Genomic DNA, 25,631 nt, shown 5'->3' with positions numbered 1-25,631 from the left:
TATTATTACTTCACTTTTACACAAAAATAGGAGGGGAGCTCAATGCTACGGCATATTAAATCAACTATAACTATTATATTCGGAGCTGCTATCTTCGCCTTCGGACTTACTTATTTTGTTGTTCCACATCACTTGTTCGAAGGTGGAGCAACAGGGATAACCTTGATTACCTATTACCTCTTTAACATCCCTATTTCGCTGATGAATATCTTGATTAATATCCCTCTCTTCCTACTAGCTTGGAAAATATTTGGACTAAGATCACTATATTCCAGTCTACTTGGAACCATTGCCGTCTCCGTCTGGTTAGCTATCTTTGAAAAAATTCCTCTTCAGTTTAACCTTGAAGGAGATCTTGTTGTGGTTGCTTTAGTAGCTGGTGTCCTCCTAGGTGTTGGGCTTGGTGTTATTTTCAATGCGGGTGGAACAACTGGTGGAACCGATATTGTCGCTCGTATCCTTAATAAATACACCAATATCTCTGTTGGAAAATTGCTTTTTGGACTTGATTTTCTAATTCTGATGCTGATTTTAATCATCTTCCAAGACCTACGTCTTGTAACCTATACTCTCTTATTTGACTTCATCGTTTCAAGAGTTATTGACTTAATCGGTGAGGGGGGATATGCTGGAAAAGGATTTATGATTATCACTCAAAAACCGATGGAATTAGCCGATAAAATTAACGAAGAACTCGGTCGTGGTGTTACCTTTATCTCAGGACAAGGCTACTATAGCCAAAAGGACTTAAAGATTATTTACTGTATTGTCGCAAGAAATGAAATTGTCAAGATGAAAGAAATGATTCATACAGTTGATCCGATGGCCTTTATCACTATCACGGAAGCTCACGAAATCCTTGGGGAAGGGTTTACTTTCCCAGCAAGAGACGAGGTTTCTTAACCTAAAAATAAAAAAGTAACTTCAATAGTTGAAGTTACTTTTTTTATTGACATATCATCAATTATTTTTCTGCTGTAAGTGCAGCCATTGTGATGTAGTTGTATGGTTTATTGAAGTGTGGCAAGAAGAATAGGTCTGTCAATGCTAATTTATCAATTGTAACGTGTTCTTGAATAGCAAGTGAGAACATGTGAATTCCCATGCTAATTGCTGAATCACGAGATACCATTTGAGCACCAAGGATTTCACGGCTGTCTTTATCAAAGACAATCTTGATAGCTACTTCATAGTTGTCATGCTTCATAAATTCTGGCTTTTGAAGGTCGTTAAATCCAGTTTCAGTTGCGTTGTAACCAGCAGCTTTTGCTTTTTCAAGTGTCAAACCAGTTGAAACCATGTGAAGACCATAGATTGAGATACCATTTGATCCTTGAACACCGATTCCTTCAAGCTCATGTCCACAAGCATTGTATGCACCAACGATACCAGTACGAACAGCGTTTGATGCAAGAGCGATGTAGCTAGTGTCTTTACGAGCGTTGTCATAAACAGTCGCACAGTCACCAACAGCATATACACCTGGGATAGATGTTTCTTGTTTCTTGTCAACAAGGAAAGCACCGTTACGGAAGAGTTCGATCTTACCATCAGCAAGTGCAGTGTTTGGACGGAAACCAACTGCAAGAACAACCATATCCACATCAAATGTTTCTTTGTCAGTGATCAAGCGTTCAACTTTTCCTTCACCTTCGATAGCTTTAACAGTTTGACCAAGTGCCAAACGGATGTTGTGGTCTTCCAAGTTTTTAGCCATCATTTGTGTGAAGTCTTTGTCATAGTATCCGTTCAATACAGTGTCAACGATATCAACAAGTACAACTTCTTTTCCAAGACGTTCGAAAGCTTCAGCAAGCTCAACACCGATGTAACCACCACCTACAACAGCAATACGCTCAAGGTGTTTGCTCTTGTCAGCAAGTTTGTTGATAACTTCTTCTGCGTTTTGGTACAATTTAACGAATTGTACGTTTTCAAGAGTTGCTTTGAACTCACGGTTACCTTTAACGATTTCAACGCCTTCGATTGGTGGCAAGATTGGAGTTGAACCAGTCGCAAAGATCAATTTGTCATAAGACTCTTTGTGTTCTTGACCTTCAACTTCTGCTGTCACAACTTTATTATCATAGTCAATTGAAAGAACAGGTGAGTTCATATAAACTTTAGCACCTTTTGCTTCCAATTTTTCTTTATCAGAGTAGAACAATCCTTCAGCGCCGTCGATTTGTTCACCAATCCAAAGAGCCATTCCACATCCAAGGAATGAAATGTTTGAGTTTTGGTCAAATACAACGATTTCGTTTTCGTTTCCAAAGTTGTCCAACATAGTGTTGATACATGCAGTTCCAGCGTGGTTAGCACCCACGACTACGATTTTACTCATAAGATAAATCCTACCTTTATTTTTTTATTTACCTCTCAAGTATACCATTATCTGTTAACGTTTTCAAGACTTTTGACCCGTTTGGTGTCATTTAAGAAAGTTTTTGAAAGATATATCAATTTTTTTCAAAGAGTCCTCATTGATTTGGAGCTGTTTTTAATTTTTTAAGCATATTTCTTGACTTTTTGTAAAAAATGATTTGTGAAAACGCTGACTTTATGATATTCTATTTATATGGAAATAAATTATAAATTCTTAATTTCTTATTCATTTAAGATTTGTAGCTATTTCCTAGTGATTCGAAGGGAGTTGATTCTTTGCCTCTTAGTTCATCATCTGAGCGATTAATGGGAACTACGATTACTATTTCCTTAGTACATGAACAAGCCGATAATCTTCTCCGTCAAGCTTTTGATTTGCTCAAGGAACTTGAATTCCGCTTCAATGCTAACAGTACTGAATCTGAATTAATGGAAATTAACTATCAGGCAGGTATTGCCCCAGTTAAAGTCCACCCTGATTTGTTTGAGCTTATTTCATTAGGCCTAGAACACAGTCTAGCTCCTAAAAGTCATCTCAATATTAGTATAGGGCCTTTGGTTCAAACCTGGCGTATTGGTTTTTCCGATGCAAAGGTTGCAAGCCTTGAAGAAATTGCTTCAGCCTTACCACTAATAGACCCTCATCTTATTAAACTCGATTCAGTCAATTCTACAGTTTTCCTAGAAAAAAAGAGAATGAAAATTGACTTAGGGTGTTTAGCAAAGGGGTACAGTGCAGATAAGGTTGCAGCTTTCTTAAAAGAAAACGGCGTCACTTCTGCTCTTATCAATCTTGGAGGAAACATCCTCACAATTGGGAACAACCAATCAAAAGATGGACGTCCGTGGCAAATCGGCATTCAAGATCCAAGTAATCCACGCGGTAATCACCTGATGACCTTATCCATTACTGGAAAATCAGTGGTTACATCTGGGATTTATGAACGGCATCTTGAAATCAATGGCAAGGATTACCACCACATTTTCGATAGTGAAACAGGCTATCCTATTGAAACGGATTTAGCTAGTTTAACCATTATATCTGACCGCTCTGTTGACGGCGAGATATGGACCACACGATTATTTGGCGAACGTAGCGCCTCTATTATGTGGCAAGTCGAAAATATTGATGGTATCGAAGCCATCCTCATTGACAAAGATGGACGCCTAGCTTGTTCATCTGGTATCCAACGATAAATCATTAATAATGCAAAAAGAGAAAGGAAAGCCCATGCTTAAACTTATTGCTATTGTAGGAACTAACTCAAAACGTTCCACAAACCGCCAACTGCTTCAATATATGCAGAAACACTTTGCTGACAAAGCAGAAATCGAATTGGTAGAAATTAAAGATCTGCCTGTATTTAACAAACCAGCTGACAAACAAATCCCAGCTGAAGCTACGGAAATCGCTGCTAAAATCGAAGCTGCTGATGGAGTTATTATCGGTACTCCAGAATACGACCACTCAATCCCAGCTGTTCTTATGAGCGCTCTTGCTTGGATTTCATATGGTGTATTCCCGCTTTTGAACAAACCTGTCATGATTACTGGTGCTTCATATGGTACACTCGGTTCATCACGTGCTCAATTGCAACTTCGTCAAATTCTTAATGCTCCTGAAATCAAAGCAAATGTTCTCCCAGATGAATTCTTGCTTTCACATTCTCTTCAAGCATTTGATCAAAATGGTGACTTGGTAGATCTTGATGTCATCAAGAAATTGGATGCCATCTTTGATGACTTCCGTATCTTTGTTAAAGTTACTGAGAAATTGCGTAATGCACAAGAGCTTCTTCGCAAAGATGCTGAAGATTTTGATTGGGAAAATTTGTAAGATAGGAGATCGAAAGAATGAAATTTGTTGGACTTGTTGGATCAAACTACGATCAATCATATAACCGCAAACTCTTGGAGTTCATCCGCCGTCAGTTTAAATTTAAATTTGAACTAGAAGTTTTGGAAATCGATGAAGTTCCAATGTTTAACCAAGACGAAAAATGGGACGAGAGCTTCCAGTTACGCCTTCTTTACAACAAAATTACTCGAGCTGATGGTGTGATTATTGCTACTCCAGAGCACAACCACACTATTTCTGCTTCACTTAAGTCAGTCCTTGAATGGCTTTCATACGAAGTTCATCCATTTGAAAACAAACCAGTTATGATTGTGGGTGCTTCATACTACGATCAAGGAACATCACGTGCTCAAGTTCACCTTCGTAAAATTCTTGATGCACCAGGAGTAAATGCCTACACATTACCAGGTAATGAGTTCCTTCTTGGAAAAGCCAAAGAAGCTTTTGATGCAAAAGGAAATATTATTAACGAAGGAACTGTTAAATTCCTTGAAACTTGCTTAGATAACTTTGTCAAATACGTAGGAGTCGTATCTAATTTGAAAAAACCAAAACCAATTGAACCAGAAGACTTGGATTGTGGAAAACCAATTGCCACAACTATTACAGAAGTTGACCCTGATGATCCAGAATGGGTAGAAAAAGTTGCAGAAATTACAGGTGCTGTTTCAGGTGATACATACGTTAAACTTGACCATGGTATCCTTACAGTTAACCAAATCGATATGTTCTTGAAAGCTATGCCTTTTGAGTTGACATATGCTGATGACAACAACCAATTCCTATACTACAACAACGCTCACCAAGATCCAGAAACAATGTTTGCGAAACGTGTACCACCTCAATCTGGTAGCCGTATGTCAACAGTTCACGGATCACTTCCACCTGCACGTATGAAAAACGTTGAGTGGGTTATTGGTACGCTTCGCAATGGCAACCAAGAATACGTACGTACAATTGTTCCTGGTTCACCTGCAGGTGTTATCAATACTCACAACTACCAAGCTATGTACTATCCTGATGGATCATATGCTGGTATCAATGAAATTGTCTTTAACTTCCAACCATGGCTTGACTGGTACTTGAAAGAAACTGGTCAACGTTTGGTAGGCGGTAGCGGACCTTTTGCTCCTGCTGCAGGAGGTCACGGAGATGCCGATGCTACTTCTGGTGCATCTGACGCTGGAGGACATGGTGATGGTGGCCACGGAGCTGCTGATGCTACTTCTGGTGCAAGTAACTAAAAAATAACCTAAAGGAACCACTCGGTTCCTTTTTTCAATAAAAAATCTCGGTTCACACACAAACCGAGAATTTTTTATTTATGAATTCGGATCATCAAGACTACGGCCGTGTAAACCTTTTTCTCGTTGCACTTGACGAAGCTTTTCAGGAGTCACATCATTACCATCTTCATCGACGATTTTGATTCCTTCAATGTGATGACGTACTGAACGACGATAGCCTTCGATATATTCCTCACGAAGTTTGGCTTGTTCTACTTTTTCTTCCGCAGTCAAGCCTTCTGTTTTTTTCTTTTTAGCAAGTTCATTAATACGAGCGATTTTTTCTGGTGTCATATTTGGACCTCCAATCCACTTTTCAATTACTATTTTGTATTAATAAGGTTAAAAGCAGCCACTGTTTTTGCTTTATTGACAAGTGCAGCTAGAATAGCCAAACGATTATTCTTAACATCAATATCCTCTGCCATAACCATAGTATTGTCAAAGAACGCATCAATAACTGGACTAAGAGCAAATAGTTGTGTTAATTTATCGCTTGCTGAACCTTTCAATTCTAGGTTATCTACCGCTTGAGCTAGTTCTTTTTCCTGCTCATTTTCAAAGAGACTTGAATCAACTTTGACTGAACCTTCTGCCTTTTCTGCTAGGTTAAAGGCACGAGATAATGACTCAACTGATGATTTGTAATCTTCAGTTTTCGCAGCTTCTGAAAGAGCTTCTGCTACTTCAATCATATCAGAAACAACAAAATTTGAACTTGCGAGAACAGCTTCTTTAATATCTTTTGCTGTAGAACCCATCATCTTATCAACACGAGCTTTGATGAAGTTAAGCACTTCTTCTTGGTTATCGTAAGTTAAACTATCAAACGATAAAGCATAAAGACTGGCAATCAACTCGTCCATCGGAATATTCCATCCAAAGTCTTCTAAGATTCGAACAATCCCTTGTGTTGCACGACGAAGGGCATAAGGGTCGTTAGAACCAGATGGAATCAAACCAACAGAGAAGAAAGATAAGAGAGTATCTAATTTATCGGCTAGTGCAAGTATTGCTCCAACTTTAGATTCAGGAAGAGCCCCGTCTGCTGAATCAGGAAGATAGTGCTCTCGAATAGCTTGCGCCACTGCAGCATTTTCACCTGCAAGAAGTGCATACTTCTCACCCATGATCCCTTGAAGCTCATCAAATTCACCAACCATACCGGTTAAGAGGTCAAATTTATAAATGGCTGCAGCACGAGCAAGATCAATAGATTCATCAACTGATAGACCAGCTTTTTCTGCTAGCAGGATAGCAATTTGCCCTGTGCGAATCATGTGTTCACGAAGTGAACCAATCTTTTCATGGAAGGTAACGTGTGAAAGTTTAGCAACTAAATCTTCAATCTTGAGTTTTTGGTCTTCACGCCAGAAGAATTCTCCATCTTCCAAGCGGGCAACCAAAACTTTCTCATTTCCTCGAATGACATTTTCCAAGTGTTCAGCATTTCCGTTACGAACTGAAATGAAGTTTGGTTTTAGATTTCCTTCAAGATCACGGACAACAAAGTAACGTTGATGAGTTTCCATTGAAGTAACCAAAACTTCTTCTGGAACTTCTAGGTATTTAGGATCAAAATTCCCCATAAAAGCAGTTGGATATTCAACCAAGTTTAAGACTTCGTTTAAAAGTCCTTCATCAATCTGTACTTGAACGCCATGTTCTGCTTCAATAGTCTTGATCTGCTCACGAATCATATTTTCACGTTCAATGCTATCAGCAATGACATAGGCTTTGCGTAAGTCTTCTTCGTAACTATCAGCATGACGGATTTCAACTTCATGTCCAAGGAAGCGATGTCCTCGACTCACTCTGCCTGAATGAATATCTAAGAAATCTAGTTCAAGAGCTTCATCATCCAAAAGCACTGTCAAAGTGTGGACTGGACGGATATATTCAAAAGTATTGTTTGCCCAACGCATGCTAACAGGGAAACTTAAGCTAGCCAAGACTTCTGGAATTCCAGTCAGAACTTCTTCTGCTGGTTTTCCAGCTTCATGCTTAGTTACATAGACGTATTCTTCACCTTTGATTTCACGGAATTCAATGTCATCTACAGTCAAGCCTTTTCCACGGACAAAACCTTGGGCAGCTTTAGAGAAATTTCCTTCTGCATCCAAAGCAATTTTCTTAGAAGGTCCTTTAAAATCTTCAGTCAAATCTGTTTGTTGGTCTGCTAAACCAAGTACACGAACAGCTAAACGACGTGGAGTTGAAAATGTTTGAATCCCTTCATATGAAAGGCGGTTGTCATCCAAGAAGGCTGCCATTTTTTCGCCGAGTTGTTTTTCACTTGGTGTGACAACGTAGGCTGGTAACTCTTCGAGTCCTAGTTCTACTAATAAGTTTTTTGTCATGTTTTTTCCTTTACACAATCAATTAATTTTCTTCAACAAGACCTTTAGTAGTGGGGGACGCAAGCAAACCTTCAGTTTCATTGCTAACTGCCAAGCCTTAAGTCTCGTCAGTTCTCCAATCGGATAAGAAACTTCTTATCCGACTTTCACTACAGCGGTCTTGTTTTATTTAGCGACCTACGGTCGACTTTCAGTCATTTATTCCCGTAATTCTGTCTATTCTTCCTCTTCTGCTAGGAGTTTTGCACGTGTGGCTTCGTCTAGCAGTGGATAACCAAGTTTCTTACGTTCTGCGACGAAGGTTTTGGCTACGACACGGGCCAAGTTACGGATGCGGGCAATGTAACCGGCACGTTCTGTAACTGATACCGCTCCACGAGCATCAAGCAAGTTGAAGGTATGTGAACATTTCAAAACGTAGTCATAGGCTGGGTGCACAAGGCCTAATTCCAAAGCACGTCCTGCTTCTTTTTCAAATTTTTCGAAGTTTTCAAGAAGCATATCTTGGTCTGAAACTTCAAAGCTGTATTTTGAATGCTCGTATTCTGGTTGAAGGAAAATTTCTCCATATTTAACACCTGGAGCCCACTCGATATCATAAACTGAGTCAACTTCTTGGATGTAGGAAGCCAAGCGTTCCAAACCGTAAGTTACCTCAGCAGTAACAGGACCTGTTGCTAAACCACCGACTTGTTGGAAGTAAGTGAACTGAGTGATTTCCATACCATCAAGCCACACTTCCCATCCAAGACCAGCTGAACCAGTTGATGGGTTTTCCCAGTTGTCTTCAACGAAACGAATATCGTGTTCCAATGGGTTGATACCCAATTTTTCCAATGACTCAAGGTAGAGCTCTTGGATATTTGATGGAGATGGCTTCATAACCACTTGGAATTGGTGGTGTTGGTAGAGACGATTTGGGTTTTCTCCGTAACGACCGTCTGCTGGACGACGAGATGGTTCTACATAAGCCGCATTCCATGGCTCAGGACCAATGGCACGAAGGAAAGTATAAGGACTCATGGTTCCCGCACCTTTTTCGTTATCATAAGCCTGCATGAGCATACAACCCTGGTCATTCCAGTATTGTTGCAAAGTAAGGATGATTTCCTGGAAAGTCAATTTTTTAGACATTGTTTTCTCCTTTTTTCTATAATTTCTTGCGACACGAGTCTGCCTCGTCGATTATACGAGGCAAGACGAGTTAGTACTGCGTCTAGCTCAGGTACCTTAGTGCTGAGCGTGGGGCAGTCCGACTGTAAGGAGGTATCTGCCACTCACGCAGTGAAAGGTTAGTTTATTGGACATATTTTACTCCTTTATATTTTTTTTGCGCTCAACTCAGAAAACAAAAAAAACCGTGTCTTTGCTCCTAAGTCAAGTGACCTAGGGGCGTTAAAAACGCGGTTCCACCCTAATTTATTACTTCATTATCTTTATTAAAAAACCAAAAGTGCCACACCTATCTCTCAATCACCTGACTCTCACTATCTCAGGCTCGCTTAGGATTTACCGATAAGATATTCTTTCTTGCGTCTATTATAACAAAATGCAATTAAAAAGTAAAATTATTTCATAAGGAATCTCCAATAATTCACCTAAAATAGAAATACTAATCTAACGTCATCCCCTTTCATGCCCCTTTTTGAACAAAAAGAAAAACCGCTACTCCTAAGAATAGTGGTTTAATCATGTTTTTAAGCTACAAATGCAGTCGATCTATTATTTAAGAGTAACTGAAGCTCCAGCTTCTTCCAATTTAGCTTTGATTTCTTCAGCTTCTGCAGTTGCAACGCCTTCTTTGATGACACCTGGTGCACCATCAACAAGTTCTTTAGCTTCTTTAAGTCCAAGACCAGTGATTTCACGTACAACTTTGATAACGCCAACTTTTTTGTCACCAGCAGCTGTCAATTCAACGTCAAATGAGTCTTTAGCAGCACCAGCGTCAGCAGCACCAGCTGCAGCAACAGCTACAGGAGCAGCTGCAGTTACACCAAATTCTTCTTCGATAGCTTTTACAAGGTCGTTCAATTCAAGGATTGAAGCTTCTTTAATTTCAGCAATAATGTTTTCAATGTTCAATGCCATTGTTATTTCCTCCAAATAAGTTTAAATTTAATTTTGTTATTTTTTGTAGCTAGGCTACGCTGCGTAGCTTATAATTAAGCTGCGTCTTCTTTGTTGTCTGCAACCGCTTTGACTGCAAGAGCAACGTTGCGCACTGGCGCTTGAAGTACAGAAAGGAGCATAGAAAGAAGTCCTTCGCGACTTGGAAGAGTTGCAAGAGCAACGATCTCTTCTTTTGATGCGACAGCGCCTTCGATTGCACCACCTTTGATTTCAAGTGCGTCAGCGTTTTTAGCAAAGTCGTTCAAGATTTTCGCTGGTGCGATAACATCTTCGTTTGAAAATGCTACTGCAGATGGTCCAACAAAAACAGATGCAAGATCTTCAAGACCAGCTTTTTCAGCTGCACGACGTAAGATTGAGTTTTTAATAACTTTATACTCAACTTCGCTTCCACGAAGCTCACGACGAAGAACTGTATCTTGTTCAACTGTCAAACCACGAGCGTCTACAACGACGATTGATGCAGCAGCTTTCATTTTCTCAGCTACTACGTCAACTAGTTCCGCTTTCTTAGCAATAATTGCTTCACTCATTAGTGTGTTCACCTCCGTAATTATTTTGCTTGGGGAATTTTTCCAAAAGAAAAACGCGCCCAAACCTAGACACGAAAGTACAATACGCTTCTTTTTACATGATACGTTTTGTCCTCGGTAGGATATTTATGAGTCTTGCTCCCCTACTGTCTTAGGCAGTTTTTTCAAACCATTTATAAGTATATCACAAGAATTCTATCAAAGCAAGTATTTTTTAAAAAAATTTTAGTTTTTTCTCAATTCTACTGCCACTTAGAGAAGAATATTTAAATATTTTCTCAGTAAATTGAAAAGATTGGTACCAAGGTATTATAGATTAAGAGCGCATGAAAGATCAACATTAACACATGAAATATGAATGGAGTATTTTCCATGGTTTGAATGTCCTGATTAGATTTTTGACTGTCTAAGAAAAAAGTTAATGACAAGAAAAGTAGGATTATGCCATAAATAATGCTAATGTGATAAAGAATGAGCCCTATGATACTGAAATAGAGGAAACCGAATATGGGTATCGAGAAAACAATCAGAGCTAAGGAACCAAATACGATTCTTATTATCGAAATCATTAAGAAACTATAGGCTGAAAATGTGGTAAATTTTGATACTTTGAATTCTGTTTTTTTCTGCTTAGATATGTAATGAATGATAAAAATTGGATAAAGTATATCTATCATCTCAATCCCCCAATTTCTAAGATACTATACTATAGTTTAACTATTTTTTCCTCAAAAATCAATTTCTCTCTTGACGAGAAACATTATTTAGTGTACTATACAACTGTATATACAGATAAAAAGGAGTTATTATGAATACACAAAAGAAAACCCAATTCATGACTTTAACCGCATTGCTAACCGCTATCGCTATTTTGATTCCCTTGGTAATGCCTATCAAAATTGTCATTCCTCCTGCTTCTTATACTTTAGGAAGCCATGTGGCCATTTTCATTGCTATGTTTCTCTCCCCTTGGATGGCTATTTTTGTCATTGTTGCTTCTAGTATTGGATTCTTACTAGCCGGTTATCCGATCGTTATTGTACTTCGAGCTTTTTCTCACATCTTCTTTGGTACTCTGGGAGCTTTATACCTTCAAAAATATCCTCAAACCTTGGACAATAAGAAATCTTCATTGATTTTTAACTTTGTACTTGGTTTAGTGCACGCTATTGCCGAAGTCTTTGCTTGTATTATCTTCTATGCTAGTACAGGAACAGACCTAAAAAATATGTTCTATGTTCTCTTTGTCTTGGTTGGTTTTGGAACTATTGTTCATAGTATGATAGACTATTACTTAGCATTAGCTGTTTATAAAGCACTAAAAAAACGCCATTAAGAAAGTAAATCATGACTAAAGACCGAAAAGAAGCGCTTATTCAACTCTTAAAAGAAGCTCAAAAACCTCTAAACGGACAAAGCTTAGCAGAACATTTTCATGTCACTCGTCAGATTATCGTTCAGGATATAGCTGTGCTTCGTGCAGATGGTGCTCCTATCCTATCAACCAATCGTGGCTATATCTATAAAGAAAACAAAGCCAATCCTTTTGTTCATAAACTCTTTAAGGTCAAACATAAAGAGGAAGATATGGAGCAAGAATTACTTACTATCGTCGATAACGGAGGAAGGGTTCAAAATATCCTTATTGACCATCCTGTCTACGGGGAAATAGAAACCCTCCTCAAACTAAGTTGTAGACGCGATGTTGAGCACTTTTTAAACCAGGTTAAGACGTCTGATTTTCGCCCCCTATCTGAATTGACAGATGGTATCCATTATCACTTAATTGAAGCAGAAAATAAACAAGACCTCCTCTATATTGAGAAGGCCTTGGACCAGCTTGGTTATTTAGTAAAGGATTAGAAGATTTTCTTTTCCCATCCATCTTCTGTACGGTGCCGGTAGAAAAATTCAGACTTGTCTGGAGCTTCCATCATCTTCATCAAAGGTAACATATCATAGGCCAGATCCAAATTTGGAATCTGGTCTTTTTCTACCCAGGACACTTCTCCTTCTTCAGATGATTGCAGAGTACCAGTAAACTCAGTCGCCTTGTAACAAAAGACAATATAACGCTCACCTGTATCTAAGGGCCAATTTTTAATGCCGACAAGTTGAGGATTTTGAATCGTCAGACCTGTTTCCTCGTATATTTCGCGAATAACTGACTCTGCAAAAGCCTCTCCGTCTTCGACATGTCCTCCTGGAAAGGCATAGCCAGACCAATGGTTGCTTTCGGGTGATCGATACTGCATCACCACGCGCTGCTTTTCTAGATCTTCAATCATACAAATATTTGTAAGAATGGTTAATTGTGCTCGAGACATAGGATTCACTTTCTAATCTTTAATTTTCTATCTTATACTTAACTTTAGATTTCATAATCAAAGGATTAACTAAGTCATGATATTCATGAATTTCATGGAGTAAGAATCCTCTGATGATTCTGATTTCCTTATCTTTATTATTTATCTGATAATCTATATTGATAGGCATAGACGAATCTGGAACCACAGATAAAACAAAGAAAATCACAAACCAGATTATGAGAGCAAAGAATCCGCTGAGAGCTTGAAAAATCAAATGATGCCATTGAAAGATTCTAGATTTATAGAAGATAGTCCATGGATGGATAAATAGGGTTAAACAAAGACCAAAGAACCAGGTATTCCACAAGACTGGGGTAAAAGCTAAACCAAATAAACCTAGAACAAAATGAATTAGGGCAAATACCAAGAACAGTAGGTAAAGAATCCTAAATATATTTAGATGTTTTCTCATAATTAACTCCTTTTCTTTTCAATAAATTTCATAAACAATATCGTTAAAGCAGCTACGGAAAAAAAGACCAGATAAGTTGCTATAGGGAACCAAATGTAACGGTGATCCAGGGATAAGAGAGAGGGTAAAATCCCTTTACTATTTTTCCCACCAACCCCGATAAAGAGATGGGCCACTAAACCGATACTATTAAGATAAATAAATAAATCTGCATATCTTTTTATTGTCATCCTTGCCCCAGACAAGTCTAGGAACCAATAGTCAAATAATCGATACACCAGACAAAAAAGATTTAAATATAATGGAAAACTATAATTGATATCTCTATAGGGCAACGGAATAGGAAGACTTTCAAAAATTAGATTCAAACTTAGTCCTATTGCTAGGATAAGACCGAGGATAAAGAAGAACCCTAAAAATTTATGAGAATCTAGCCAAAGATGAAAACTTTCTCTCCTTGAGAGATTCTTTTTTGTATTTGAATTTCTTTTATTCTTTTTCATTTGAGTGGATTTTCCCTATTTTCTTCTTTTACCTTTTTCTTTTCAATATACTTGCAAATTAAAATGATTAAAGCAGGCACTAGGAAAAAGGTTAAATAGGTAACGATTGGAAACCAGATGTAACGGAGATCTAACGTAAGCAAGGGAGGAATACTCTTTCTATTTCGACCCATTATTCCAAAAAATAAGTGAAACAACAAACCTACTCCATTTAGGTACAAGAATGGATTTGCAAAATCTTGGACTCTAGTTATTCCATCGAAATTATCTCTAAAAATACCCTGATAAAGTATATTCACTAAGAATATAAGATTCAGAAAGAGCGGAAAGACATAATTAAAGTTTTGATAGGATTTTGGAACAAAAGTTGTTCCAAGCAACAAATAAAATAACCCGATAGCTGAGAACCAAAATACACTACAATCTAATAGAAAAGCTATTTTTGAATGTTGTAGCAACCACAATTTTACTTTATCCAGCCAGCTCATTTTTCGATTTGACATATAGTGTTTTTTTGATGTTTTCTCTTTTTTATTATCTTGTTTCATGATAGTTTTTTAACTTCTGCTGCAACCTTTTTGAGATGCTGTTCCCGCATACTAGCGGTATTCACATCCCGGCCGACTTCTCCTAAGATACAGACGCGCTTGGTTTTAATCCCACAGTGGTTCAAGACGGCATTCTTCAAAACAGAGATACCATAACTATCAGGAATGTTGAGAGGACCTGAAAAGATCTTGTACCACCAAGTAGGCGCCATGGAGGTCGCATAGATACTAGCTGTTTTGCCTTTAAGCAACTTCTTAAATTGCTTGCCTCTAAGGTAATTCCAGATGAAGCTTCCTTGATCATTGGCCGAGTAGGCAATCCCCGGTGTAAAGACCCGATCAATCCAGCCCTTCATAAGGCTCGGCATACTACTCCACCAGATGGGATAAACAAAAATCAGGTGATCCGCCCACTGGATTAATTCTTGGGAACGAAGGATAAAAGAATCTTCTTCCATACGTTTTCGATAGCCATAACGTAAAACAGGATCAAAGTCCTCTTCATTAAGGTTGATGACTTTAACTTCATGGTGCTTTGAATCAATATTTTCTACAATGGTTTGAAAAATAGCCTGACAGTAACTTTCCTTATCAGGGTGTCCATTGATGACTAAAATTTTCAAAAGTTCTCTCCTATCTAATCCAAGGCCTTGACTTCCAGCATCATATCACGAATTTGCGCGGCGAGTTCAAAGTCAAGCACTTCGACGGCTTCTTGCATTTGTTTTTCCAGTTTCTTGACAAGTTCTTTACGTTCTTGTTTGTTAAGGCTATTGATATCAACTTCCTTGTCCTCTTCCTTGGTAACTGTCTTGGTAACAGAAATCAGGTCACGGATTTCCTTCTTAATAGTTTGTGGAATAATACCGTGTTCTTCATTATAGGCCATCTGGATTTTACGACGACGGGCCGTTTCATCAATGGCACGTTGCATAGACTGAGTCATAGTATCAGCATACATGATGACATGCCCCTCGCTATTACGGGCAGCACGACCAATAGTCTGAATGAGTCCACGCTCATTACGAAGGAAACCTTCCTTGTCAGCATCGAGAATAGCAACTAGACTAACTTCTGGAACATCAATCCCTTCACGAAGGAGGTTAATTCCGACCAAGACATCAAAAACACCCAAACGCAGGTCACGGATAATCTCTGTTCGCTCTAAAGTCTTGATATCCGAGTGCATATATTTGACCTTGATTCCCATTTCTTTGAAATAGTCAGTCAAGTCTTCAGCCATTTTCTTGGTCAAGGTTGTAATAAAGGTCCGTTCGTTCTTTTCAACACGGGCATTGATTTCACCCAAAAGATCATCAATTTGTCCCATAGTTGGGCGCACTTCCACTTCTGGATCCAAAAGACCAGTCGGACGAATGATTTGCTCAATAACGGTGTCAGTCTGCTCGTGTTCATAATCACCAGGTGTCGCTGAAACATAGACAATCTGGTGAACATGACTTTCAAACTCTTCACGACGAAGGGGACGGTTGTCTAAGGCAGAAGGTAAACGGAAACCGTAATTCACCAACATTTCCTTACGCGAACGGTCTCCATTGTACATGCCCTTGATTTGCCCCATGGTCATGTGGCTCTCATCAATCATAATCAGGAAATCATCTGGGAAGAAGTCCAGAAGAGTATAAGGAGGCTCTCCTTCGCTCCGTCCATCCATGTGGCGTGAATAGTTTTCAACCCCGTTTGTATAACCCATCTCACGTAGCATCTCGATATCATACTCCGTACGCTGTTTCAAACGTTGAGCTTCAAGGAGTTTACCTTCCTTCTCAAAAATAGCTAACTGCTCCTCCAACTCAGCCTCAATCTTAGCAATAGCTACTTCCATGTGGTCATCATTGGTCACAAAGTGAGTGGCTGGGAAAATCGCCAAATGATCCACTTCGCCCAGAACTTGACCAGTTAGAGCTTCGACTTCACGGATACGGTCAATTTCATCCCCGAAAAACTCTACACGAAAGGCATGCTCATCACGAGAGGCTGGGAAAATTTCCACCACATCCCCACGGACTCGGAATCTTCCCCGTTGAAAGTCGATATCATTGCGCTCAAACTGGATATCCACCAAGTCATTCAAGAGTTTGTCACGAGAAATCTCCAGTCCTGGACGCAAGCTCACTACGCTATCCGAGTATTCTTTGGGAGAACCCAAACCATAGATACATGAAACAGACGCAACTACAATAACGTCATTTCGTTCTAAAAGAGCGGAGGTTGCTGAGTGACGAAGCTTGTCAATCTCATCATTGACCGAGCTATCTTTTTCGATATAGGTATCGCTAGAAGGAACATAAGCTTCAGGCTGGTAATAATCATAGTAAGATACAAAATACTCAACAGCATTTTCAGGGAAAAATTCCTTAAACTCCCCATAGAGCTGACCTGCTAGGGTTTTATTGTGGGCGATGACTAGGGTTGGCTTATTAACTTGGGCGATGACCTGGCTCATGGTATAGGTCTTCCCCGTACCCGTCGCCCCCATCAAGATTTGAGCCTTTTCTCCACCCTCAATATTATCCACCAACTGCTCGATGGCCTGCGGTTGATCCCCAGACGGTTGGTATTTGGATACTAGTTTAAATTTGTTGTCTGTAATTCGATTTATCATAATAGCCTCATACACATTTTCTATCCTTCTATTTTACCATAAAATGGTAAGACTTTCTGTTTATCAAATTTCTATCTCCGTCAAGTATATGTTATATCTTCTGACATAAAAATATAAAATATTTGCCGGATTCAATTTTTTTTGCTATAATTTAAAAATACCCTGAAAGGAGACATCACATGAAGAAAAAAATTCTAGCTTGTTTGCTAATTTTATTTCCTATTCTTTCATTAGGACTAGTAAAAGCTGACACAGAAAAAACAAAGTATGTTATCGCCAGTGACTCATCTTTTGCTCCATTTGTTTTCCAGGACTCAAGTAATCAATACACTGGTATCGATATGGATCTAATCAAGGCAATCGCTGAAAACCAAGGTTTTGAAATCGAGATTACCAATCCAGGTTTTGATGCTGCTATTAACGCAGTCCAATCTGGACAAGCAGACGGTATCATTGCAGGTATGTCAGTAACTGATGCTCGTAAAGAAACTTTTGATTTCTCTGATTCTTACTATACAGCAAATACTATTCTTGGTGTTAAAGAATCAAGTACCATTTCTTCTTATGAAGATTTGAACGGTAAGACTGTAGGTGTGAAAAATGGTACTGCTTCACAAACCTTCCTAACAGAGAATCAAAGCAAGTACGGTTACAAGATCAAAACTTTTTCAGATGCTGCATCTATGTATGATAGCTTAAACACTGGTTCAATTGATGCTGTTATGGACGACGAACCTGTTATTAAATACTCTATTAGTCAAGGTCAAAACTTAAAAACACCAATCGAAGGTACACCAATTGGTGAAACTGCTTTTGCAGTAAAAAAAGGAAGCAATTCAGAATTGCTAGAGAAGTTTAACAAAGGGCTTGCAAACCTTAAGGCAAATGGAGAATTCCAAAAAATCCTGGATAAGTATCTAGCTAGCGATTCTACTACTACAAGTTCAACCGCTGATGAAACAACTATCTGGGGCTTGTTGAAAAACAACTACAAACAACTTCTCAGCGGACTTGGAATTACCCTCTCATTAGCCCTTATTTCATTTGTAATTGCGATTTTCATCGGAATTATCTTCGGTATGTTTAGTGTCAGCCCTTATAAATCACTCCGTTTGATTTCAGAGATTTTCGTTGACGTTATCCGTGGTATTCCACTCATGATTCTTGCAGCATTTATTTTCTGGGGAATTCCAAACTTTATCGAATCCCTCACAGGTCAACAAAGTCCAATCAACGACTTTGTCGCTGGTACTATCGCACTTTCCCTAAACTCGGCTGCCTACATTGCTGAGATTGTTCGTGGTGGTATCAAGGCCGTTCCTGTTGGACAAATGGAAGCCAGTCGAAGTCTTGGTATCTCATATGGAAAAACCATGCGTAAGATTGTCTTGCCACAAGCGACCAAGCTCATGCTTCCAAACTTCGTCAACCAATTTGTTATCGCTCTTAAAGATACAACAATCGTATCTGCAATCGGTTTGGTAGAACTCTTCCAGACTGGTAAGATTATCATTGCTCGTAACTATCAAAGTTTCAAAATGTATGCAATTCTCGCAGTCTTCTACCTTGTGATTATCACTCTTCTAACTAGATTAGCCAAACGCTTAGAAAAGAGGATTCAATAATGGCAAAATTAAAAATTGACGTTCATAACTTACATAAACAATATGGTAAAAACAAAGTCCTTAAAGGAATTTCAGCGAAATTCTATGAAGGAGATGTTGTTTGTATCATTGGACCTTCTGGTTCAGGTAAGTCAACTTTCTTGCGTAGCTTAAATCTCCTCGAAGAAGGAACAAAAGGAAGTATCACAGTTAATGGCTATGATTTGACGGATAAAGCAACCAACGTAGACCATGTTCGTGAAAATATCGGAATGGTGTTCCAGCACTTCAATCTATTTCCACATATGACCGTATTGGAAAATATCACTTTCGCTCCTGTAGAACATAAGTTAATGACTAAGGCTGAAGCTGAAAAATTGGGTATGGAACTCCTCGAAAAAGTTGGGCTTGCTGACAAGGCCAATGCCAATCCTGAAAGTCTATCCGGTGGTCAAAAACAACGTGTGGCTATCGCTCGCGGTTTGGCTATGAATCCAGATATCATGCTCTTTGACGAACCAACTTCTGCCCTTGATCCTGAGATGGTCGGCGACGTTCTGAATGTTATGAAAGAGTTGGCTGAACAAGGCATGACCATGATTATCGTAACCCATGAAATGGGATTTGCTCGTAAGGTTGCCAATCGAGTTATCTTTACAGCAGACGGTGAATTCCTAGAAGATGGCACACCTGATCAAATCTTTGACAACCCACAACACCCTCGTCTAAAAGAATTTTTGGACAAGGTCCTCAACGCTTAAAAAAACTGCAAGGTTTACCTTGCAGTTTTTTTCTTACTTGTATTGGAATTTTGGATTTTTTAGAAAATTATGATAAAATAAAGGGTATGAAAATGGGGATTCCTCATGCCTAGGATATCTAGGAAAGTAAATAGAAATTAGGTAGCTGGATGTCATCTAAAGTTATTGTTACAATTTTTGGTGCTAGTGGAGATTTGGCTAAACGCAAACTCTACCCTTCACTCTTTAGACTTTATAAATCAGGTAATCTTTCTGATCATTTTGCTGTTATTGGAACTGCTCGTAGACCTTGGAGTAAGGAATATTTCGAATCTGTTGTTGTCGAATCTATTTTAGACTTGGCAGATAGCGCAGAAGAGGCTCAAGCATTTGCTAGTCATTTTTACTATCAAAGTCACGACGTTAATGACACTGAGCACTATATCGAATTACGTAAGCTTCAGGCGGAGTTAAATGAAAAGTATCAAACTGAACACAATAAGCTCTTCTTCCTCTCAATGGCACCACAATTCTTCGGTACCATCGCCAAACATCTCAAGTCAGAGCAAATCGTTGATGGTAAAGGTTTTGAACGTTTGATTGTTGAGAAACCTTTTGGTACTGACTATGAGACCGCAAGCAAACTAAATGAAGAGCTTCTAGCTACTTTTAACGAAGAGCAAATCTATCGTATCGACCACTATCTTGGTAAAGAGATGATTCAGAGTATCTTTGCCATTCGTTTTGCCAATATGATCTTTGAAAATGTTTGGAATCGGGAACATATTGATAATGTGCAAATTACCTTTGCAGAACGTCTAGGTGTTGAAGAGCGTGGTGGCTACTATGATGAGTCTGGTGCCCTTCGAGACATGGTTCAAAACCACACACTTCAGCTGCTGTCACTCCTTGCTATGGATAAGCCTGCAAGCTTTACAAAGGATGACATTCGCGCAGAGAAAATCAAGGTCTTCAAGAACCTTTACCACCCTACAGATGAGGAACTTAAAGAACACTTCATCCGTGGGCAATACCGTTCTGGTAAAGTTGATGGCATGAAGTATATTTCATACCGTAGCGAACCAAATGTCAACCCAGAATCAATGACAGAAACCTTTGCTTCAGGTGCCTTCTTTGTAGATACCGATCGCTTCCGTGATGTACCTTTCTTCTTCCGTACAGGTAAACGCCTTACTGAAAAAGGAACTCATGTCAACATTGTCTTCAAACAAATGGATTCAATCTTTGGAGAACCACTAGCACCGAATGTGCTTACCATCTACATCCAACCGACGGAAGGATTCTCTCTTAGCCTTAACGGTAAGAAGGTAGGGGAAGAGTTTAGCCTCGCACCAAATTCGCTTGACTATCGAACAGATGCGACTGCAACAGGTGCTTCACCAGACCCATATGAAAAACTAATCTATGATGTTTTGAACAATAACTCAACAAACTTTAGCCACTGGGATGAAGTGAGTGCATCATGGAAATTGATTGACCGTATCGAGAAGCTTTGGGCTGAAAACGGTGCTCCTCTTCATGATTATAAATCAGGTAGCATGGGACCACAAGCCAGCTTTGATCTCCTTGAAAAATACGGAGCCAAATGGACATGGCAACCAGATATCGCCTATCGTAAAGATGGTCGTTTAGAATAATCAAAAACAATCCTGCAAGAATTCTTGCAGGATTTTCTTTTATATCAAACCTTCTAGAAGGCCCTTCATAAAGTTTTCAGAGTTAAACTCACCGATATCATCGATTTTTTCACCAAAACCAATTAGCTTAACAGGGATATTGAGTTCCTCACGGATAGCAAGAACAACGCCACCTCGGGCAGTCCCGTCAATTTTTGTTAAGACAATCCCTGTAACAGGAGTAATTTTTGAGAATTCTTTAGCTTGTACAAGAGCGTTTTGCCCAGTTGAGGCATCAAGGGCTAGGAAGGTTTCATGTGGTGCTTCTGGCACTACGCGTTTGATGATACGACCAATCTTTTCCAATTCTGCCATTAAGTTTTCTTTGTTTTGCAGACGGCCAGCTGTATCAATCATGAGAATATCAATACCTTCTGCTACTGCTCGTTCCATCCCATCAAAGACAACGCTAGCTGGATCTGCCTTCTCAGGGCCAGTAACGACAGGAACATCTACACGACGCCCCCATTCAGCTAATTGGGCAACTGCACCTGCACGGAAGGTATCAGCAGCAACAAGCATAACCTTTTTCCCAGCTTGTTTGTAGCGATGTGCCAATTTACCAATTGAAGTTGTCTTTCCGACACCATTAACACCTACAAAGAGCATGACAGTCAAACCATCTTGAAAATTAATGCTTTCGTTGTAGTTGCCATCCTTCTCATACAACTCCACCAATTTTTCGATGATAACACGACGAAGTGCTTCAGGTTTCTTAGCATTTTCTAACTTGGCTTCATAACGCAATTCTTCCGTAAGATTTGAAGCCACCTGGACACCAACGTCACTCATGATGAGTAGTTCTTCTAATTCTTCAAAGAATTCTTCATCAACTGATCGGAAATTAGCGAAGAAGGCATTTAAACGGGCACCAAATCCCGTACGAGTTTTCTTGAGACTGCGGTCATATTTTTCCTGTACAGTCTCTTGCACTTGAGGAGTTTCTTCGATTGCTTGGTTTGCTTCCTCTTCTTCAAAAAACTCTGTTTCTGCTTCGTCAGATTGAGGCTGAACAATTTCTTCCTCGTCACTATCGTTTGAAGGAATCTCTTCAACATGAGTCGATTCCTCTTGAGGACTATCGGCCTCTTGAACTTGATTTAACTCTTCTTCAGAAACCTCAACTTCGTCAACTGATTCGACAATAGTTTCTTCGTCAACATCTGCTTCAGATAAGTCTTCATCATTTTCTTCGGCTACGACAGTCCCATCTTGCTCTTTGACTTCGATATTTTCAGATTCTAGCATCTCAGTTTGCTGGCTATCATCCGATAAATCAATGTTTTCTATAGCTTCTTTGACAACATCTTCAATTTTAGGTTCTTCTATTTTTCCAAATAAACGGTCAAATAATCCCATTCTTTAGTTCTCCTTCAGTACATATTTTTCAATTGCCCAGGCGACAGCTTCTTCGTCATTAGTCATTGGTGTTACCACATTTGCTACAGCCTTAACTGCTGGAACAGCATTTTGCATAGCGACACCGAGACCGGCCCACTCAATCATGGAAAGGTCATTAGCCTCATCTCCGCAGGCCATAACCTGACTTCGGTCAATTCCCAGGTGTTCAATTAGTTTAGATAATCCTGTCGCCTTATGAACATTCTTTGGTGACCATTCTAGCAAGAGTTCACGTGATTTAAAAATCTCATACTGGTCGTATAATTCTGGTGAAATCTTCTGAATAGCCGCATCCAAAGGTTCCTGAGGAAAGGCAGTCACACATTTATTGTATGTTACCTGACTAGACAAATCTTCAAAAGCAGTTGGAACAAAAGTTAGAGCCGGGTTAAACTGAGCATATAAACTTTCTTGGTCAGACTGAATCTGGTAAACTGTTCCTTCTGATATTGCATCTAAGGGGATTCCTAGTTTTTCAGTTTCTTCATAAATACGTGTCACATCATCAATTGAAAAGACTGTCTTATCAAGAATCTCACCTGTATTTTTCTGAACTAATCCACCGTTGAAAGTGATAGTATATTCGTCATCATGGCCGTCTGTTCCAAGCTCTTTAAGGAAGAAATCCATAGCCTTGAGAGGACGTCCAGTTGTTAGGACTACCTTGACCCCTTGTTCACGCGCAGCCTTTAAAGTTGCCTTGGTACGATCAGTCAATTTCTTGTCTGTCGTCAGCAAGGTTCCATCCAAGTCTAGGGCAATTAATTTAATATCTGCCATTATAATCCCTCCATATAAGCGATAACTGATTGGTCCTTATGGTGACCGATAACTGTTTCGGCTAGTTCCAAAATCTCTGGGCGAGCATTTTCAGGTGCGACTGGGTGCCCTACAACTTGCATCATGTGAAGGTCATTGAGATTGTCACCGAAGGCCATCACTTGATCCATATTCAGATTTAACTTCTTAGCTAATTCGACAATCGCAACTCCCTTGTCCACATAATCAAGAACAATATCAATGGATTCAAAACCTGTCGTCATTGCCTTAACACCAGGAACATGTTCATTGACCCAAGCTTCGCCAGCTTCTACTGTCTCTTCTGTAAAGTTGGTTGTGAATTTGAAAATTTCATCGGTGATATCTTCTAGACTGGCTACTTTTTGGATGTTTTCATTGTAATGATGACTAAACATGAGATATGTTTCATCTACAGTATCTAAAACATAGCAAGCTTTCTTACCAGTCAAGAGCATCTTCTTCTCATCGAAATAGGGTGAAGTCTTTAGCTTTTCAAATGTTGATAAGTAAAAATCGCGTGGCATGGTCGCTTCATAGAGGTCTTGTCCATGAAAACGAACCAGACTCCCATTTTCAGCAATGAAAATAATCTCATCTTTGACATCCGAAAAATGCTTTTCAAGCGACAAAAGACCGCGGCCAGAAGCTACAGCAAAGTAAATCCCTTTTTCTTTATAAGAATGGAGAAGCTTTTTTAAACGTTCCATATCAAATTGGCCAGCTTCATCCAGAAAAGTCCCGTCCATATCAGTTGCGACTAGTTTAATCATAAATCCATCTATTCTCCAGTTATAAATCTATCTTCTATTATACCATAGAAAAAGTAAAAAAAGACGTGCTGAATTGACACGTCCTTGTATTCTATAAATCTATCCGTAGGGCCAATTGTTATTATAAATATAAGCCCCTTTCCACACTTTCCTGAATCAAATCTTCCGTCAGTTTCCATAATTCTTCTGATTCACTTTTTATGAACTTTTTCTTTTCTAATACCATGTCTGCAGTGATATTATCAGGGTTATAATTTAATTCTGACACTTCTAAGTGATTTATCAGTGGTACCAATGCATCGATTACTCTTGCATATCTTGCTTCAGCACTCTGTCCTTTTTCAAATTCCAACCACAAATTTTTCATATTCAAATATTTCTCTTCTGGAAGGAGGCTCATTGTTTTTTCTATAGATTCTAACTCTCTATCATGAGAATGAACCTTTTTTTTATCATCAAAAACCCAAGTATCTCCGGCATAAATCTCACCTAAATCATGAATCAATAACATAGAAATAACTTTTTCCATTTTTAACTTTTCAGGATAATAATCTTGAAGAACTATAGCAGCTATAGCACCTTGCCAAGATTGCTCGGCACTATTTTCAAATCTTCCATCAAGGGTTCTATTAAATCTTGTTACTGACTTTAACTTCTCTATTTCTTTAATAAAATCAACTGAATTCTTTAAATTACTCATTGTAGCTCCTATCTTATTTAAAATTTTAGATATAATACCAAAAAATATTAATTTCATCAAATATTTCCCGTATTTTCAAAAATAAAATAGCGCCTAATCCATATGAGATTAGACGCTTGATTAAACTTGTAATTCATAAAATATTTATCAATCGAGTGATCGTGCTTTCCTACCATCAATCAATTCCAAGTCTTTTTATCCATATTTGGCAAAGAGAGCTTAAACTTAATAATACAGAGTCGAATCACAAAACCGACAATTGAGAGAATGATAAAAGCAGTGATTCTTGGAAAGTGAAGGACAAAGGCCAACCAGTAATAAATAACGCCAATTACAAAAGATAGAAGGGCATAGATGTCCTCTTTTAGAACACTTGGGACTTCATTAATCAAGAGATCTCGGATGATACCTCCGCCAGCACCTGTTAAACAGGCCAAAATCCCTGCAGACATCAAGTTCAATTTACTATCAGCTAAGGCTGTAGCCCCAATCAAGGAAAAGATGATTAAGCCAACCGAATCAAAGATAAGATAAGCTTCTCTCAGCCACTTATAGAATTTTTTTTCTTGACTAGCATTGGCTTGTTTTGAAGTCACAAAGGCATACATAATAACAGCTACTAGAATAGAGACATAAATCGGTCCAGGATCTGCGAGAGCGGAGGGAAAACGACTGATAATAGAATCTCTTAAAATACCTCCACCTACTGCCGTTACAATTGCCAATAAACTAATTCCAAAAATATCTAAACGTTTACCAAATCCTTTGATGGCTCCTGACGCCGCAAAGGCTATAGTCCCAATATAATTACAAATCATTAGGAATAGGTCAAAATCCATGTAAGCTCCTCAATTTATTTTTGTAACCTTTCCGACTTCTTGAAGGTCATTCTACATGCTCTAGCT

The 25,631-nt window shown here is 38.9% G+C and carries 26 protein-coding genes and 1 other annotated feature; of the genes, 9 read left to right on the top strand and 17 right to left on the bottom strand.

The features are described from left to right. Positions 1–42: 42 nt before the first annotated feature. Entirely contained in the window at positions 43–903 is an 861-nt protein-coding gene (locus SPAR10_RS07785) for a YitT family protein (RefSeq protein ID WP_004252643.1), read from the top strand. A gap of 61 nt (positions 904–964) precedes the next feature. Here SPAR10_RS07785 and nox read toward each other — a convergent pair whose 3' ends face one another. Then, positions 965–2,344, bottom strand: coding sequence for a H2O-forming NADH oxidase (nox, locus tag SPAR10_RS07780; protein ID WP_004252642.1), 1,380 nt, complete (start codon positions 2,342–2,344; stop codon positions 965–967). Between the two features lie 317 nt (positions 2,345–2,661). Here nox and SPAR10_RS07775 point away from each other — a divergent pair, with 317 nt between their 5' ends. Genes SPAR10_RS07775 through SPAR10_RS07765 form a run of 3 tightly spaced genes read left to right on the top strand, consistent with a single transcriptional unit; the run spans position 2,662 to position 5,487 of the window. Further along, positions 2,662–3,582 carry an FAD:protein FMN transferase gene (locus SPAR10_RS07775; RefSeq protein WP_004252641.1) on the top strand — a complete coding sequence of 307 codons (921 nt, stop codon included), beginning with the start codon at positions 2,662–2,664 and terminating at the stop codon, positions 3,580–3,582. A 34-nt stretch (positions 3,583–3,616) separates the two neighbouring features. Continuing rightward, on the top strand, positions 3,617–4,222 hold the full coding sequence (locus SPAR10_RS07770; protein WP_004252640.1) for an NADPH-dependent FMN reductase: 606 nt from the start codon (positions 3,617–3,619) through the stop codon (positions 4,220–4,222). Between the two features lie 17 nt (positions 4,223–4,239). Next, a complete protein-coding gene (locus SPAR10_RS07765) occupies positions 4,240–5,487 on the top strand; it encodes an NAD(P)H-dependent oxidoreductase (protein WP_004252639.1) in 1,248 nt (415 codons plus the stop codon). 78 nt (positions 5,488–5,565) lie between these two features. Here the strand turns inward: SPAR10_RS07765 and SPAR10_RS07760 are convergent, their stop codons facing one another. The 5 genes from SPAR10_RS07760 to rplJ all read right to left on the bottom strand — a co-directional run bounded on the left by SPAR10_RS07760 (position 5,566) and on the right by rplJ (position 10,555). Further along, positions 5,566–5,823, bottom strand: coding sequence for a DUF896 family protein (locus SPAR10_RS07760; protein ID WP_000187071.1), 258 nt, complete (start codon positions 5,821–5,823; stop codon positions 5,566–5,568). A 29-nt stretch (positions 5,824–5,852) separates the two neighbouring features. Further along, a complete protein-coding gene (glyS, locus tag SPAR10_RS07755; RefSeq protein ID WP_004252638.1) occupies positions 5,853–7,889 on the bottom strand; it encodes a glycine--tRNA ligase subunit beta in 2,037 nt (678 codons plus the stop codon). A gap of 216 nt (positions 7,890–8,105) precedes the next feature. Then, positions 8,106–9,023, bottom strand: a complete 918-nt coding sequence (gene glyQ, locus SPAR10_RS07750; RefSeq protein WP_000038760.1) for a glycine--tRNA ligase subunit alpha — start codon at positions 9,021–9,023, stop codon at positions 8,106–8,108. A gap of 588 nt (positions 9,024–9,611) precedes the next feature. After that, complete coding sequence (gene rplL, locus SPAR10_RS07745; RefSeq protein ID WP_004252633.1) at positions 9,612–9,980, bottom strand: 50S ribosomal protein L7/L12; 369 nt, start codon at positions 9,978–9,980, stop codon at positions 9,612–9,614. 74 nt (positions 9,981–10,054) lie between these two features. Continuing rightward, positions 10,055–10,555 carry a 50S ribosomal protein L10 gene (gene rplJ, locus SPAR10_RS07740; RefSeq protein ID WP_004252632.1) on the bottom strand — a complete coding sequence of 167 codons (501 nt, stop codon included), beginning with the start codon at positions 10,553–10,555 and terminating at the stop codon, positions 10,055–10,057. Positions 10,556–10,593: 38 nt separating this feature from the next. Further along, positions 10,594–10,729, bottom strand: a sequence feature (ribosomal protein L10 leader region). A gap of 634 nt (positions 10,730–11,363) precedes the next feature. Between rplJ and SPAR10_RS07735 the strand changes: the two genes are divergently transcribed. Continuing rightward, positions 11,364–11,891 (top strand): ECF transporter S component, encoded by a 528-nt coding sequence (locus SPAR10_RS07735; protein WP_004252631.1) that lies wholly within the window; start codon positions 11,364–11,366, stop codon positions 11,889–11,891. An 11-nt stretch (positions 11,892–11,902) separates the two neighbouring features. Further along, entirely contained in the window at positions 11,903–12,418 is a 516-nt protein-coding gene (locus SPAR10_RS07730; protein WP_004252629.1) for a transcription repressor NadR, read from the top strand. On the opposite strand, the gene SPAR10_RS07725 is transcribed toward SPAR10_RS07730, so the two are convergent. From SPAR10_RS07725 to uvrB, 6 genes are read right to left on the bottom strand one after another with little or no spacing between them, the layout of a single operon-like run. After that, complete coding sequence (locus tag SPAR10_RS07725; protein ID WP_025170562.1) at positions 12,415–12,882, bottom strand: 8-oxo-dGTP diphosphatase; 468 nt, start codon at positions 12,880–12,882, stop codon at positions 12,415–12,417. The genes SPAR10_RS07730 and SPAR10_RS07725 overlap by 4 nt on opposite strands. A 19-nt stretch (positions 12,883–12,901) precedes the next feature. After that, positions 12,902–13,336, bottom strand: a complete 435-nt coding sequence (locus tag SPAR10_RS07720; RefSeq protein WP_004252625.1) for a hypothetical protein — start codon at positions 13,334–13,336, stop codon at positions 12,902–12,904. A 2-nt stretch (positions 13,337–13,338) separates the two neighbouring features. Next, entirely contained in the window at positions 13,339–13,839 is a 501-nt protein-coding gene (locus SPAR10_RS11245; RefSeq protein WP_074324878.1) for a hypothetical protein, read from the bottom strand. Further along, on the bottom strand, positions 13,836–14,387 hold the full coding sequence (locus SPAR10_RS07710) for a hypothetical protein (protein WP_004252621.1): 552 nt from the start codon (positions 14,385–14,387) through the stop codon (positions 13,836–13,838). Before SPAR10_RS07710 ends, SPAR10_RS11245 begins: the two co-directional genes overlap by 4 nt. Further along, a complete protein-coding gene (locus SPAR10_RS07705) occupies positions 14,384–15,010 on the bottom strand; it encodes an NAD(P)H-dependent oxidoreductase (RefSeq protein WP_004252620.1) in 627 nt (208 codons plus the stop codon). The genes SPAR10_RS07710 and SPAR10_RS07705 overlap by 4 nt, the downstream gene beginning before the upstream one ends. Positions 15,011–15,024: 14 nt before the next feature. After that, positions 15,025–17,013: an excinuclease ABC subunit UvrB gene (gene uvrB, locus SPAR10_RS07700; RefSeq protein ID WP_004252618.1), complete on the bottom strand. Its 1,989-nt coding sequence runs from the start codon at positions 17,011–17,013 to the stop codon at positions 15,025–15,027. Between the two features lie 179 nt (positions 17,014–17,192). On the opposite strand from uvrB, the gene SPAR10_RS07695 reads away from it, so the two are divergent. The 3 genes from SPAR10_RS07695 to zwf all read left to right on the top strand — a co-directional run bounded on the left by SPAR10_RS07695 (position 17,193) and on the right by zwf (position 21,015). Continuing rightward, on the top strand, positions 17,193–18,638 hold the full coding sequence (locus SPAR10_RS07695) for an amino acid ABC transporter substrate-binding protein/permease (protein WP_004252616.1): 1,446 nt from the start codon (positions 17,193–17,195) through the stop codon (positions 18,636–18,638). Further along, positions 18,638–19,378 carry an amino acid ABC transporter ATP-binding protein gene (locus SPAR10_RS07690; RefSeq protein ID WP_004252615.1) on the top strand — a complete coding sequence of 247 codons (741 nt, stop codon included), beginning with the start codon at positions 18,638–18,640 and terminating at the stop codon, positions 19,376–19,378. Before SPAR10_RS07695 ends, SPAR10_RS07690 begins: the two co-directional genes overlap by 1 nt. Before the next feature lie 149 nt (positions 19,379–19,527). Beyond that, positions 19,528–21,015, top strand: coding sequence for a glucose-6-phosphate dehydrogenase (zwf, locus tag SPAR10_RS07685; RefSeq protein ID WP_004252614.1), 1,488 nt, complete (start codon positions 19,528–19,530; stop codon positions 21,013–21,015). Positions 21,016–21,054: 39 nt separating this feature from the next. Here the strand turns inward: zwf and ftsY are convergent, their stop codons facing one another. The 5 genes from ftsY to SPAR10_RS07660 form a co-directional block, all read right to left on the bottom strand. After that, positions 21,055–22,413 carry a signal recognition particle-docking protein FtsY gene (gene ftsY / locus SPAR10_RS07680; protein WP_004252613.1) on the bottom strand — a complete coding sequence of 453 codons (1,359 nt, stop codon included), beginning with the start codon at positions 22,411–22,413 and terminating at the stop codon, positions 21,055–21,057. 3 nt (positions 22,414–22,416) lie between these two features. Continuing rightward, positions 22,417–23,235 (bottom strand): Cof-type HAD-IIB family hydrolase, encoded by an 819-nt coding sequence (locus tag SPAR10_RS07675; protein ID WP_004252611.1) that lies wholly within the window; start codon positions 23,233–23,235, stop codon positions 22,417–22,419. Further along, complete coding sequence (locus tag SPAR10_RS07670; protein WP_004252609.1) at positions 23,235–24,026, bottom strand: Cof-type HAD-IIB family hydrolase; 792 nt, start codon at positions 24,024–24,026, stop codon at positions 23,235–23,237. Before SPAR10_RS07670 ends, SPAR10_RS07675 begins: the two co-directional genes overlap by 1 nt. A 121-nt stretch (positions 24,027–24,147) precedes the next feature. Further along, positions 24,148–24,726, bottom strand: coding sequence for an HD domain-containing protein (locus tag SPAR10_RS07665; protein ID WP_004252608.1), 579 nt, complete (start codon positions 24,724–24,726; stop codon positions 24,148–24,150). Between the two features lie 179 nt (positions 24,727–24,905). Then, a complete protein-coding gene (locus SPAR10_RS07660; RefSeq protein WP_004252606.1) occupies positions 24,906–25,565 on the bottom strand; it encodes a trimeric intracellular cation channel family protein in 660 nt (219 codons plus the stop codon). Positions 25,566–25,631 lie beyond the last annotated feature (66 nt).

The sequence above is a fragment of the Streptococcus infantis SPAR10 genome, from assembly GCF_000279535.1.
Taxonomy (GTDB): domain Bacteria; phylum Bacillota; class Bacilli; order Lactobacillales; family Streptococcaceae; genus Streptococcus; species Streptococcus infantis_I.
Note: the sequence above shows the minus strand (reverse complement) of the source record. Positions and strands in the feature narration are given on the sequence as shown.

Bases quoted from the DNA above. Each gene is read 5' to 3' on its own strand.
- SPAR10_RS07730 (WP_004252629.1), top strand. From the start codon at position 11,903: ATGACTAAAGACCGAAAAGAAGCGCTTATTCAACTCTTAAAAGAAGCT.
- SPAR10_RS07735 (WP_004252631.1), top strand. From the start codon at position 11,364: ATGAATACACAAAAGAAAACCCAATTCATGACTTTAACCGCATTGCTA.
- SPAR10_RS07660 (WP_004252606.1), bottom strand. From the start codon at position 25,565: ATGGATTTTGACCTATTCCTAATGATTTGTAATTATATTGGGACTATA.
- ftsY (WP_004252613.1), bottom strand. From the start codon at position 22,413: ATGGGATTATTTGACCGTTTATTTGGAAAAATAGAAGAACCTAAAATT.
- SPAR10_RS11245 (WP_074324878.1), bottom strand. From the start codon at position 13,839: ATGAAAAAGAATAAAAGAAATTCAAATACAAAAAAGAATCTCTCAAGG.
- SPAR10_RS07725 (WP_025170562.1), bottom strand. From the start codon at position 12,882: ATGTCTCGAGCACAATTAACCATTCTTACAAATATTTGTATGATTGAA.
- SPAR10_RS07765 (WP_004252639.1), top strand. From the start codon at position 4,240: ATGAAATTTGTTGGACTTGTTGGATCAAACTACGATCAATCATATAAC.
- rplL (WP_004252633.1), bottom strand. From the start codon at position 9,980: ATGGCATTGAACATTGAAAACATTATTGCTGAAATTAAAGAAGCTTCA.
- SPAR10_RS07665 (WP_004252608.1), bottom strand. From the start codon at position 24,726: ATGAGTAATTTAAAGAATTCAGTTGATTTTATTAAAGAAATAGAGAAG.
- SPAR10_RS07675 (WP_004252611.1), bottom strand. From the start codon at position 23,235: ATGGCAGATATTAAATTAATTGCCCTAGACTTGGATGGAACCTTGCTG.
- glyQ (WP_000038760.1), bottom strand. From the start codon at position 9,023: ATGTCTAAAAAATTGACTTTCCAGGAAATCATCCTTACTTTGCAACAA.
- SPAR10_RS07695 (WP_004252616.1), top strand. From the start codon at position 17,193: ATGAAGAAAAAAATTCTAGCTTGTTTGCTAATTTTATTTCCTATTCTT.
- SPAR10_RS07710 (WP_004252621.1), bottom strand. From the start codon at position 14,387: ATGAAACAAGATAATAAAAAAGAGAAAACATCAAAAAAACACTATATG.
- rplJ (WP_004252632.1), bottom strand. From the start codon at position 10,555: ATGAGTGAAGCAATTATTGCTAAGAAAGCGGAACTAGTTGACGTAGTA.
- nox (WP_004252642.1), bottom strand. From the start codon at position 2,344: ATGAGTAAAATCGTAGTCGTGGGTGCTAACCACGCTGGAACTGCATGT.
- zwf (WP_004252614.1), top strand. From the start codon at position 19,528: ATGTCATCTAAAGTTATTGTTACAATTTTTGGTGCTAGTGGAGATTTG.
- SPAR10_RS07690 (WP_004252615.1), top strand. From the start codon at position 18,638: ATGGCAAAATTAAAAATTGACGTTCATAACTTACATAAACAATATGGT.
- uvrB (WP_004252618.1), bottom strand. From the start codon at position 17,013: ATGATAAATCGAATTACAGACAACAAATTTAAACTAGTATCCAAATAC.
- SPAR10_RS07720 (WP_004252625.1), bottom strand. From the start codon at position 13,336: ATGAGAAAACATCTAAATATATTTAGGATTCTTTACCTACTGTTCTTG.
- SPAR10_RS07785 (WP_004252643.1), top strand. From the start codon at position 43: ATGCTACGGCATATTAAATCAACTATAACTATTATATTCGGAGCTGCT.
- SPAR10_RS07760 (WP_000187071.1), bottom strand. From the start codon at position 5,823: ATGACACCAGAAAAAATCGCTCGTATTAATGAACTTGCTAAAAAGAAA.
- SPAR10_RS07670 (WP_004252609.1), bottom strand. From the start codon at position 24,026: ATGATTAAACTAGTCGCAACTGATATGGACGGGACTTTTCTGGATGAA.
- SPAR10_RS07770 (WP_004252640.1), top strand. From the start codon at position 3,617: ATGCTTAAACTTATTGCTATTGTAGGAACTAACTCAAAACGTTCCACA.
- glyS (WP_004252638.1), bottom strand. From the start codon at position 7,889: ATGACAAAAAACTTATTAGTAGAACTAGGACTCGAAGAGTTACCAGCC.